The organism is uncultured Lactobacillus sp., assembly GCF_948948975.1.
GTDB lineage: Bacteria > Bacillota > Bacilli > Lactobacillales > Lactobacillaceae > Lactobacillus.
Map to the genome: position 1 here is coordinate 53,532 of NZ_CARBVX010000005.1, position 12,017 is coordinate 65,548.

At 35.1% G+C, this 12,017-nt stretch carries 13 protein-coding genes; all 13 read right to left on the reverse strand.

What is annotated here, in order from left to right; all coding sequences use genetic code 11:
- Window positions 1–66: 66 nt before the first annotated feature.
- The 13 genes from Q9R40_RS03375 to murG all read right to left on the reverse strand — a co-directional run bounded on the left by Q9R40_RS03375 (window position 67) and on the right by murG (window position 12,016).
- Complete coding sequence (locus tag Q9R40_RS03375; protein ID WP_304676376.1) at window positions 67–768, reverse strand: 5'-methylthioadenosine/adenosylhomocysteine nucleosidase; 702 nt, start codon at window positions 766–768, stop codon at window positions 67–69.
- Between the two features lie 15 nt (window positions 769–783).
- On the reverse strand, window positions 784–1,074 hold the full coding sequence (locus tag Q9R40_RS03380) for a hypothetical protein (protein WP_300722975.1): 291 nt from the start codon (window positions 1,072–1,074) through the stop codon (window positions 784–786).
- Window positions 1,067–1,630, reverse strand: a complete 564-nt coding sequence (locus tag Q9R40_RS03385; protein WP_297939586.1) for an NUDIX hydrolase — start codon at window positions 1,628–1,630, stop codon at window positions 1,067–1,069. Before Q9R40_RS03385 ends, Q9R40_RS03380 begins: the two co-directional genes overlap by 8 nt.
- Before the next feature lie 13 nt (window positions 1,631–1,643).
- Window positions 1,644–1,853, reverse strand: coding sequence for a cold-shock protein (locus Q9R40_RS03390; protein ID WP_297939589.1), 210 nt, complete (start codon window positions 1,851–1,853; stop codon window positions 1,644–1,646).
- Window positions 1,853–4,639: an isoleucine--tRNA ligase gene (gene ileS / locus Q9R40_RS03395; RefSeq protein WP_304676377.1), complete on the reverse strand. Its 2,787-nt coding sequence runs from the start codon at window positions 4,637–4,639 to the stop codon at window positions 1,853–1,855. Before ileS ends, Q9R40_RS03390 begins: the two co-directional genes overlap by 1 nt.
- 227 nt (window positions 4,640–4,866) lie before the next feature.
- On the reverse strand, window positions 4,867–5,655 hold the full coding sequence (locus Q9R40_RS03400; protein WP_300592100.1) for a DivIVA domain-containing protein: 789 nt from the start codon (window positions 5,653–5,655) through the stop codon (window positions 4,867–4,869).
- A gap of 4 nt (window positions 5,656–5,659) precedes the next feature.
- Window positions 5,660–6,457 carry an RNA-binding protein gene (locus tag Q9R40_RS03405; protein WP_304676378.1) on the reverse strand — a complete coding sequence of 266 codons (798 nt, stop codon included), beginning with the start codon at window positions 6,455–6,457 and terminating at the stop codon, window positions 5,660–5,662.
- A 1-nt stretch (window position 6,458) separates the two neighbouring features.
- Entirely contained in the window at window positions 6,459–6,755 is a 297-nt protein-coding gene (locus tag Q9R40_RS03410; RefSeq protein ID WP_297939599.1) for a YggT family protein, read from the reverse strand.
- Window positions 6,755–7,189: a cell division protein SepF gene (locus Q9R40_RS03415; protein ID WP_004897575.1), complete on the reverse strand. Its 435-nt coding sequence runs from the start codon at window positions 7,187–7,189 to the stop codon at window positions 6,755–6,757. Before Q9R40_RS03415 ends, Q9R40_RS03410 begins: the two co-directional genes overlap by 1 nt.
- Before the next feature lie 18 nt (window positions 7,190–7,207).
- Window positions 7,208–8,584 carry a cell division protein FtsZ gene (ftsZ, locus tag Q9R40_RS03420; protein WP_304676379.1) on the reverse strand — a complete coding sequence of 459 codons (1,377 nt, stop codon included), beginning with the start codon at window positions 8,582–8,584 and terminating at the stop codon, window positions 7,208–7,210.
- A gap of 17 nt (window positions 8,585–8,601) precedes the next feature.
- Window positions 8,602–9,972, reverse strand: a complete 1,371-nt coding sequence (gene ftsA / locus Q9R40_RS03425; RefSeq protein ID WP_304676380.1) for a cell division protein FtsA — start codon at window positions 9,970–9,972, stop codon at window positions 8,602–8,604.
- Window positions 9,973–10,036: 64 nt separating this feature from the next.
- Entirely contained in the window at window positions 10,037–10,885 is an 849-nt protein-coding gene (locus tag Q9R40_RS03430) for a cell division protein FtsQ/DivIB (RefSeq protein ID WP_163588752.1), read from the reverse strand.
- A gap of 18 nt (window positions 10,886–10,903) precedes the next feature.
- The gene (gene murG / locus Q9R40_RS03435) at window positions 10,904–12,016 is read right to left on the reverse strand and encodes an undecaprenyldiphospho-muramoylpentapeptide beta-N-acetylglucosaminyltransferase (protein WP_300734942.1); all 1,113 of its coding nucleotides are present in this window, start codon (window positions 12,014–12,016) and stop codon (window positions 10,904–10,906) included.
- Window position 12,017: the final 1 nt, after the last annotated feature.

Below are 12,017 nucleotides of genomic sequence, written 5' to 3' on the forward strand. Positions count from 1 at the left end.
GGAAGTGGCTATTTTATTTTAACATAAAAATAGACTAAGTTACGATGAACTTAGTCTATCAATAGTTTAATCTAAAACTGTCTCTTCCAGATAGGATGCAATTATACTTGCAGCTTTTGCTCCAACTTCCTTAACAAACTTATCAAAGTCATTGTCAGCATTAGCATCTCCATTATCTGAAATAGCACGAATTGCGACTAATGGAGTATTAAAATGTCTGGCTACTTGTGCAAAAGCAGCCCCTTCCATTTCTACTCCCAATGCGTCAGAGAAATTCTTTTTAATCTCATCTTTTTGTGCTTCAGAAGCAATAAAACTGTCTCCAGTTACAATCAATCCCTCTTTAAAAGGAATATCGTGTTCCTTCAAATACGCCGCAAATTTTGCACGGAAGGCATTATCTAGAGTATAGCCTGCAGGTTCTTGGGGAATTTGTCCTTCCACATAGTTACCTGCACTAGTATTATGGGCATCATAGTACATAAACTTATTAGGCAAAATTAAATCTTTTCTCTTTACATCTTCTTGCAATGATCCAGCAGAACCAGTCATAAAAATCAAGTCGATATCTTCCTTGATTAACAGACTAGTCAAATTCATAGCTGCATTAACTTTACCGATTCCACTTAATCCCAAGTAAATGTCATTTCCATTTACTGAAAAATGATCAAATTCAGTCGTGCCGAAGACCTCTTTATTTTCAGACTTAAAATGCTTTTTATAGAATTCTGCTTCTTCTTCCATTGGGACAATAATTGCGATTTTCATTTTTTACCTCTAAATCTAAAGTTTAAACAAAGCGAACAAAACTATAACTAATAAAACAACAACAATTAAAATGGCATAATTTAGACGCTTTTTTAAACGATTAACCTTATCTTCACGCTTTTCTTTTAAAGCACGATTTGCGAGATCCTCTCTTGATTCAAATTGTGAAGAATCTTGAACCTCAACTTTTTGATCACTTACATCAGTTTGATGCTTATATTTCCTCAATCGTTTAAAATTAGCGAAAACTTTGCTTACTTTTTCTTTTTGTTGTTTTTTACGATAATCTGCTCGTTTTTCAGTCATTACTTTGATTTCCTGTTAAAATCATATTTTCCCAAAATGTAATTGCCATAACAGTCTTTGCATCCATAATTTCTCCCGAAGCAATTAACTGTTTTAATTCTGGAAGACTGTACCATTCTTGAGTTAAAAATTCATCTTCATCAAGAGGACGTTTATTTTCAAGTTTTGACAAAGTATCACAATAGAATAAATGAATTTTTTCATCACAAAAACCAACAGATGTATAAAATTCACTTACCTTTTCCCAATACTCAGCCTTGTAGCCGCCCTCTTCATTCAGCTCTCTTTTCATTGCATCAAGAGGTGAAGCGTCTGTCTCATCAATTAAACCTGCAGGAATCTCCAAAGTTAATTGTTTAATGGGCTCACGCCATTGCTTTACAAGAAGCATTTTTTTCTCATCATTGATAGCAATTGCAGCACTAGCATCGGGATGCTTAACTATCTCACGAGTAGCTGTTTTTCCATTTGGTAAACTAATAGTTTCAACATTTAAGTCAATAAGTTTACCTTCGAAAATAGGTTTATTTGAGATTTCAGTTTCTCTCAGATTCACTTAATTTCTCCTTTTAGTCATGATCAACATAAACGTTGATACATTGTAGACCTTTTTTTCCTTGCGCTAATTGATAACGAACTCTTTGACCTACAGTCAGTTTTTTATAACCTTCTTCTTTAATTGACTTATAAAAAACAAAGTAAGATGAATGAGTTAAATCATCCTCAATAAATCCATACGCAGAGTTTGGATCAAATTGTTTAACAGTACCTTTACGCATTATTTTTCTAAACCTTCTTTTTCTGCTTCAGGAAAGTTTTCAGCAACAATAGCTGCACAGCGGGCACATAATTCTGGGAAACGTGGGTCACTACCAACATCAGTTGTAGTACGACGACATCTTGGACAAACTTCACCAGCAGCATGTTCCACTACAATTGAAGCAGTCAGTAATTTTTCAGCATTTTCAGGTGCTTCTTCATCACTAATAGTTAAATCAGAAACAATCAAGATTTGTCTGATATTAGCATTTAATTTATCGAGAAGTGCCTTCGTTTCTTCAGTTGGATAAAGAGTAACGTGTGCTTCAAATGACTTACCAATTACCTTAGCATTACGTGTTTCTTCAAGTGCCTTCAAAACATCTGAACGAACCTTCATAAAGGCGTTCCAATTTGCTAAAACTTCATCCTCATTAGCAAAATGGTCTACTTCTGGCATATTAGCAAGTTGAACGTAATCTTCTGGCTCCTTGAGGTAACCCCAAACTTCTTCCATAGTATGTGGAAGGATTGGTGTCATCAATTTAGTTAGCTTAACTAAAACATCGTAAATTACAGTTTGCATTGAACGACGACTTTCACTGTCTTCAGCATCAATGTAAAGAATGTCCTTAGCAAAGTCTAAGTAAAAGGCAGATAAGTCATTTGAAATGAAGCTAAATACTTTCTTATAAACACTATTAAAATCAAACTTATTGTATGCTTCAATTGCCTCTTCGATCAAGCGATTTAACTTGATTTCCATATATTGATCTACACCGGACATATCTGGGTAAGCAATTGCATTTTCCTTAGGATCAAAGTCAGAAGTGTTAGCAAGCATGAAACGCATAGTATTTCTAATCTTACGATAGCTTTCAGCAGATTGACGCAAAATATCTTGAGAAACGGCTACATCAGAAGTAGTATCTGCTCCAGCAACCCATAAACGAATAATTTCTGCACCCATTTGCTTGATTACATCATTAGGTGAAATTACATTACCTAATGATTTAGACATCTTATGTCCTTTATCGTCTAAAACAAAACCTTGAGATAAAACTTGCTTATATGGAGCTTTACCAGTTACAGCAACTGAAGTAATTAAACTTGAGTTAAACCAACCACGGTATTGGTCACTACCTTCAAGATATAGATCTGCTGGGAAATCTAAGCCATCACGCTCTTGCATGACACCAGCCCAAGAAGAACCAGAATCAAACCAAACATCTAAGATATCAGTTTCTTTTCTAAATTTACCATTTGGTGAATGTTCTGACTTAAATCCTTCTGGAAGTAGTTCTTCTGCACTATGAGTATACCATGCATTAGAACCTTCTTTTTCAAAGATTTGAGCCACATGTTCGACAGTTTCTGGAGTAACAATTGGAGTATCGTCTTCTGCATAGAAAATTGGAAGTGGTACACCCCATGCACGTTGACGAGAAATTACCCAATCACCACGATCTTTAATCATATTGTAAAGACGAGTCTTACCCCATGCAGGAATGAAATTAGCTTTTTCAATTTCTGCTAAAATTTGATCTCTAAATTTGTCAATTGACGCAAACCATTGAGTAGTTGCACGGTAAATAACGGGTTTCTTAGTACGCCAGTCGTGTGGGTACGAGTGAGTAAAGAAACTAAGTTTTAATAATGCGCCAGCTTTTTCAAGCTTATCAGCAACAACTTTATTAGCATCATCATAAAACATTCCTACTAAGTCTGGATCAGGTACTTCTTTAGTAAATCTACCTTGTGCATCCATAGGACTAAATACTGGTAAACCATAACGACGGCCAACATTGTAGTCATCTTCACCAAAACCAGTAGCGTTATGAACTAATCCAGTACCATCATCTGCAGTAACATAAGTATCATTCATTACCAAACCAGTTACATCATATAATGGATGTTGGTATGTCATTCTATCAAAGTCAGTACCTTTTAAAGTCTTAACAACCTTATAATCTTCCCAACCTAGATCTTCAGCAACTGCTGAAAGACGTTGTGAGCCGATTACGTACTTTTTACCCTTAACTTCAACTACTGAGTAATCAAATTTAGGATTTACAGTAATTCCGACATTACTTGGAATAGTCCAAGGAGTAGTAGTCCAAATTACTAGTGATGTATCTGAATCTAGAATACCCTTTCCATCTTTAATTGGAAAAGCAACATAAATTCTTGGTGATTTAATGTCATGATATTCCACTTCGGCTTCAGCTAAAGTGGATTCACTTGACCAAGACCAGTAAACAGGTTTTTTACCCTTATAGATATAACCTTTTTTGAACATTTCACCGAAGACTCTAATTTCTTCAGCTTCAAATTTTGGTTGTAAAGTAATGTAAGGATGATCCCAATCAGCCATTACTCCTAAGCGTTTGAAGTCGGCCATTTGTTTTTGAACTTGTTCTTCCGCAAACTGACGACAAAGTTCTCTATACTTAGCCCGATCTAATGTTTTACGGTCAACGCCCTTTTTGGCTAATTGTTGTTCAACTGGAAGTCCGTGAGTATCCCATCCAGGAACATAAGGAGCATAGTAACCATTCATATTTTTGAAGCGAACGATAATATCCTTCGAGATCTTATTTAAGGAGTGTCCCATGTGGATATTACCATTAGCAAAAGGAGGACCATCATGAAGGTCAAAACGAGGTTTGCCTTCATTAAGTTTTAATCTTTGTTCATATAATTTATTTTCCTCCCATTCTTTTTGCCATTCAGCTTCACGAACTGGAAGATTACCGCGCATTTTAAATTTAGTTTTACCTAAATTCAATGTATCTTTAACTCTCATAAAAAATCCTTTCTTAATCAAAAAAAGCTTCATCCCAAATAGGACGAAGCTTCTCGTGGTACCACCTAAATTGAATAGGGTATACTTACCCTATCCCACTTATTCTCTGTGTATCGTACAGAAAACGTTTAAGTCAATTGGCAGCTGATTAACTTTCGACGGTTGTTAGTCTTTCACCATCACTAACTCGCTAAGGTATCTACTTGTTGTTACTGTCGACTTAAACTTTAATTATCTTTTAAATCATCAGGAAAAATAATTACTGGACCATCGCGACGCTCAGAACTTTCCTCTGTAGCATGCATACTTTCCTTAACGGAGTTTCCTCCATCTAAGAGTTCAGCACTATCTTCCTTTTCTTGAACAGAGTTTACTTCATTTACTGCATTATTGTCAACCTCTGAAATAGCAGAATTAGTTTCTTCAGACGGCACTTCATCATCTAGTGGTCCATCCGGAATTTGCTCATCCTCGAGAGGCTGTGACCCATCAGCTGGATATAAGCGTGAGCGTCCATAATATTTGTCTAGGTAATATTGCCAATCAGAGTCACTTAATTCTTTTATCTGATCTTTTAACATTCCCTGAATTGCTTCTCTAAAATCTTCTACCTTTGCCTTAAGCAAATCATAATCATGATTTAAAGTATCATATTGCTTTTGAAGGTCAGCTCTTTTTTTCTCCCCCTCGTCTTGAGCTTTCTTAACTATCTCATCAGCATCTTGATTAGCTTTTTGAATAATTTCTTGAGCTTCTGTGTTTGTTCTTTTTTTTATTTCTTCAGCATTTTCTTGTGCTGAAATTAAAGACTCATTAATTGAATCTTTAACCTTTTCAAATTTATCTACTTTTTTCTTTAGCTCAACATTTTCATTTTTTAAATCAACAATTTGATCAAGTGCATCCCCATATGCATCAACAATTCGATCTAAAAAACCATCTACCTGCTTGGAATCATATCCACGAAGTTTTGTACTAAACTCCTTATTATGGATATCCATTGGCGTTAATGTCATATTATCACCTTTTCTTTGCTTGCCATACTTTTATTTGAAGTCGTTTTTTACCTTTCTTCGTAGTGGCAAGATTAATAATTTCATATCTCCCATAATGGCGAATACTAAGCATATCCTGTACAGAAATAATTATATTAGATTGTGTTACAAGATGCCAATTTAATTTCACTTCTCCAGCTTCAATAATTTTCTTAACGTGACTTCTGCTTAAATTAGTAATTGCACTGATAACAGCATCAAGCCGAAGGGAAATCGCTACTGATGTCGTTTCATCACTATCATCTTCCTGCACTAAAACTTTGGATAGGGGCAGTTCAGATAATTTTACTTTCGTTCTACCAATTCGATCAATTTCATCAAGAAAATAATCTTTCAATTCAGTTTTAACGAAGAACTGCCAATTTCCATTTTCATCATTGATAATATCACCAAAAGTATCCAATTCAATTCCTAAGTGCGTCAAAACACCCAAGATTTGACTATGAGTTAGTTCAGACCATTTTTGAGGATAAGCAATAGCTAAAAGCAAAATGTTGAATTTATCAGGCTCGTAGCCTTCACTCCACTCACATAAAAGCATTCGCCTCTTTTCGGCATTAGAGAAGCCTCCAAAGCTATATAACTGTGCATATCCTCCAACTATTTCTCGAAAAATATATTGTTCTCTAGGATTGAGAAAATCAGTTAAAATTGGTTCATTTTTAAATAAAAACTGATTAAAAAGACCGACGAAATAATCCACCGTCGGTCTTTCACTTTCATCAAAATGTTGATAAAAACTACTAGCTTGTCTTTTTTCCATTTTATCTAATCAATACGTACCTAATTATATTTGCTATCCAATAAAGGACATAATTATTTACAAAATAAATTACTAACAAAGCTACAACAGGAGCAAAAGAAATTCCAGCTATTGGAGGAATAAAACGTTCAAATATCTCCAAATAAGGCTCAACAATTTTCCCTAGTACTCGCCCAACTTTAGTTACAAGTAGTCTTGGGATCCAAGTTAGTAAAGTATAGATAACAATCAGAAAGCTATAGATATTTAACAAATCAGAAATAATACGTAATATCCAGCCTACAATTGAAAATACCATTAATCCATTTTATCTTTCTTTTCAACTAATTCAGCTATTTTACCATCAGTTTCAAATTTTGGTGGAGTTGCTAAGAAGATCTTGTCACCTACACGTTGAATTTCACCGTTTAAGGCATAAACAGTACCAGTAATAAAATCAACAATTCTACGTGCTTGTTCATCATCCATACGTGCAAAATTAATAATAACAGCCTTGTTATTTAGAAGATTTTGAGCTACTTCTTTTGCATCAGAATATACACGAGGCTCGTATAAAACGATTTTACTCGTAGCACTAACACCAGAATTAATAGAAACCACATTTGCTCTTCTCTCATTTTTTTGAGTTTGAGGGATTTCTTCTTGTTGTTCCTCTGATTCAGTATATGGCACTTCATTCATTTCATCATCTTCAGAGATACCAAAAAATCTACCTAATTTATCGAAAGCCATGATTTCTTCCTCCAAATACTAATCTTGACGACGATGTTTGAAGAATGGAATATCATTATCTGATTCATCATCTACACTAGTTTCAATTTGAGAAATACTAGTGGAGTCGTCTGAACTAAATGAATCAAATTCATCGTCATCTTTTTCATTATTTTCTACAGGTTGTGGACGATTGTTCTCTTTTCTATCTTGCTTCCAAACGCTTGTGGGGTCAAGTAAAGTATCTTGAGATTCTTTCTTTTCTGCTTTTACTTCAGGAATAGATTGAGTAGGAGCTTCGTGAGAAATAGTGTTCTCAACTTTAACTTCGGTATCATCTACTGAAACAGTCTTAGATACTTCCGGTTGTTCACTCTTTGCAGGTTCCGGAGTTACTACTTCTTGACGTGCTGGACGTGAAGGACGACGCATTGGTTGTTTTGAAGCTTCTTCTTCAGCTTTTGAGTCAATACCCGTTGCGATAACAGTAACTACTACTTCATCCCCTAAGTTTGCATTAATTGACGTACCAAAGATAATATTCACACCATCTCCAGCAGCTTTTGAAACAATATCAGAAGCATCTTGTGCTTCAAATAAAGTTAAATCTGGTCCACCAGTAATGTTCAGTAGCACTTGCTTAGCACCATCAATTGATACTTCAAGTAATGGAGATGAAATAGCAAGTTTAGTAGCTTCAACTGTTCTATTTTCGCCACTAGCACGACCAATTCCCATTAAGGCAGCACCTTGATTTTCCATAACAGTCTTAACATCTGCAAAGTCAAGGTTAACATAATCAGTTGAGGTAATTAAATCTGAAATACCTTGGACACCTTGACGAAGAACATTGTCAGCCTCTTTAAACGCATCCATCATTGGTGTCTTCTTATCAACCATTTCTAATAAACGATTATTAGCAATGATAACTAGAGTATCAACATATTGCTTTAATTGAGCAATTCCTTCTGCTGCATTTTTTGAACGCTTTGGTCCTTCAAATGTAAAGGGACGAGTAACAACCCCAACAGTTAAGGCTCCAGTTTCACGTGCAATCTTTGCAATTACAGGAGCAGCACCAGTTCCAGTACCACCACCCATACCAGCAGTAATAAAGATCATGTCAGCGCCCTTTAAAGAGTCTTCAATTGTTTGTTGACTCTCTTCAGCAGCTTTTTGACCAACTTCGGGATGAGAACCTGCACCTAACCCACGAGTAAGTTTAGGTCCAAGTTGAATCTTATTTTCTGCTTTATTACTATTAAGAGCTTGTACGTCCGTGTTGGCTGCAATAAAGGAAACTCCTTGTACTCCTTCATCAATCATTCGGTTTACAGCGTTACCACCGGCACCACCAACACCGATTACTTTAATGACTGCGTTTTTATTGTCATCAGAATCGAAAGTAAAATCCATTTAGTAAACCACCTTATTTAATCAAAAAATTTTTTAAAGAATTCTTTGATTCCTTTTTTATTATTCTTATTATCATCATTCTCTTCAGACGTAGAGACCGTTGATGTAGCACTAGTCCTATTATAATCTTCTTTCTGCTCCATTTCACTAGGAGTTAGACGTCTTTTGAAAAATTTCATATTTTCTTGAGACGAAGATTGGTTAGAAACCGGAGAAGTAATCTGGTTTCCATAAATAACACTGTTAACCAGGTAATCAATATCAGCCAAACTATAAGCATAATTTACTACTCCATAGCTAGCAGCATACATTGGATTGCGTAGTCCCATCTGATCTGGTTGAAAAATTCTAGCTTTTACACCAAAATCTTCTTTTACAATGTCATCAATTCCCTGGAGTGCGCTACTTCCACCAGTAATCACAACACCACCTGGCAAATTGAAGGCATCGTGAGATTTTAATCCTTTTCCAATTCGACTGAAAGTTTGATCAAGACGAGCATTTATTATTTCACTTAAGTACTCTTCATCAATCATCTTTGGAGCATTTTCTCCCACTACATTAACTGGAAATTGGTTATCACTTGACGTCAAGCTTGGGTCTGCATAACCAAATTGTAGTTTTATTTTTTCTGCTTCTTTTTTCGAAGTATTTAAAACAACTGAAATATCATTGGTAATATCAATTCCACCCTCTAAATCAATTGTTGCATACTTAATCTTATTTTCATGGATAACAGTAGCAGTAGTTGATCCGCCACCTAAATCAAGAAGAACTGTACCAAAGGTTCTCTCTCCTTCATCAAGAGCGACACTTGCAATTGCTAACGGTGTAGGTACAAAGAAGTTATTCTGATATCCTGCTCTTTCGATGGCTTTGCGAATATTATGTAAATCCGCACTCGGTGCCGTCAATAATATACCGTGTACCTCCAGGGAATGAGCAATCATTTTTCTCGGATCGTCTACATCAGTTTTTCCATCAATTAAAAATTTATTAGGTAAGAAAGCAATTGCTTCTCGTCCATCTTTTAGTGCTGTATCAATAGCAGTTACTAGAACACGTTTTACATCACTATCTGTAACTTCTCTGCCATTTTCTTCAATGTTAATCAATCCAATAGCATTTTCTAATTGAAGCAATCCAACTGGAATTCCAGTTACTACGCGATAAATCTTTGAATTTGTCTTTTGCGCTACTTTCTTTAAAACAGCGCCAATACTTTCAGCAGTTTGATCAATATCAACAATTTTTCCATGCCGCATTCCTTTAGTAGGACCATTTGCAGCACCAATAATTTGCATTTCATTAGATGCAGTGTCAGCGACTACTGCTTTTACGCTTGTTGTTCCTATATCCAAGCCTACAAGTAAATCAGTTTTATCCAAGGTAATGCCCCCAAAACATAACTATACAATAAATTTTAACATATGGTTTAAGTTCTCACTAATATCAAGTCAGTCCTAATTTGACTTTTTCTGCCTGTGTGAGCGGTCTACTATACGCACCAATTTCGAAATCAATTACAGATGGTTCTTTCAGCTGACTTTTAATTTTGTCATAATAGCGCATTTTACTTTTAATGGTAGAAAGATTTCCAATAACTATATTATTATCTTTCATTACCAAAATAATCTGTGTTGGCCTTCGGGTTTCACCACTCAGCATTTTAACTTGGTCACGGATATTTTGTGGAAGACTGGCATAAACCTTAATATCTTCACTAAGAGAGACTTTTTGATTGTATCCAGTAAATAAAGGCTTATTTTTATCAATTTTATTACTTGCGATAATTTGACTACCCACTTTTCCAGTCGCCAAGATTTTGCGATAACCGTCACCTTCATGAATATATCCGATTACTGGTCGCTCTTTGATACTTAAAATCAAATGATTCGCTTTTTGGACGCCCACTTGTACTTTCTCTATTTCCGGGAAAGTAGTCGCTAGTTTTCTACTGTATTCTTTTCCTTTTAGGAGACAAAAGACAACCTTATTTTCAGGAGAGATGCCTACAGTCTTTACTACTTGCTTACTATTTAGCTCAGGTGCTCCTTTAACCTGTACGCTTGCTACATTTGCTTTTGGAGAAACATAGTATCCTAAGGCTAAAATACAACACAGTGAAAAGAAAATTATAAAACCTAATCTAGTTAATAAAGCATGCCGTCGTTCAGCTTGCAATTTAGTTAGTGAGGCAGAGACCCGTCTTTTTTCATTATTGTTTGCCTTATTTTTATAATCAATCCATCCTGATAATTCTTTTTTAGGATCTTTTTTGGTTATTTTTCTTTTGGCCACATGCCTCACTTCCTTTCCCTATTTATCTTTAATTAGACTTTCCATCACCGAAATTACTTGATCAGATGCATCTGGAACACCTAATTTCTTAGATGCCTCACTCATCTTCTTTGCATAGTTTGTATCGAGTAGAATATGATCAATTGATGAAACAAAGTTATTAGGATTTAAATCATTTTCTGCAATAACTAAAGCAGCTCCTGCTTTTTCCATATCAAGTGCATTTTTCATTTGATGATTATGCGTTACATTTGGACTAGGAATTAAAATTACAGGGACACCAAGGGCAGTAAATTCAGCCAGACTAGTTGCTCCAGATCGTGCTACAACACATGTCATTTGTGGTAGTAAGCCTGGCATATTATCGATATAAGGAACAATCTTTATATTTGAATTCACTTCTTTACCGGCTAGTTTTTTCTTAACATCACCATAATACAATTGTCCAGTTGCCCAAATAACCTGATATGGTTTTGTTTCAAGCTCTGATAAAGACTTTTCAACGATTTGATTAATTGCTAAAGCACCGCGTGAGCCACCAAAAATAAGTACAGTTGGCATGTTAGGATTTAAATTCCATTTCTTAGCAATATCAATATTTTCCTTATTTAACCCAAGAACTTGTTGTGAGCGTGGATTACCAGTTTTTACTAATTTCTTTTTCTCTGAAAATTGCTTTGCAGCATCATCAAAGGTATAACAAATTTTATCAACATAATGAGCTAAAAACTTATTTGCTAGTCCAACTACTGAATTAGATTCATGAATGATAGTTGGAATGTGCATTTTAGCTGCCTCATAAACTATCGCACCTGATACATATCCACCAGTTCCAATAACCACATCGGGTTTAAAGTTTTTAATAATTTGTTTTGCTTCTTTTGTAGCTTTAATGAATAATTCTATTGTTTCAAAATTTTTTAAAGGATGCTTTCGATCGAATCCTTTAATTTTTAAAGTCTTAAAAGGAACGCCTGCAGCAGGCACAATCTTTGATTCTAATCCTTTATCTGTCCCAACAAATAAAATTTCATCATTTGTAACTAACTTACGTTCTTTCAAACGTTCAATTAACGCCATAATTGGATAAATGTGGCCGCCAGTTCCGCCACCAGAAAAAATTACTCTCATT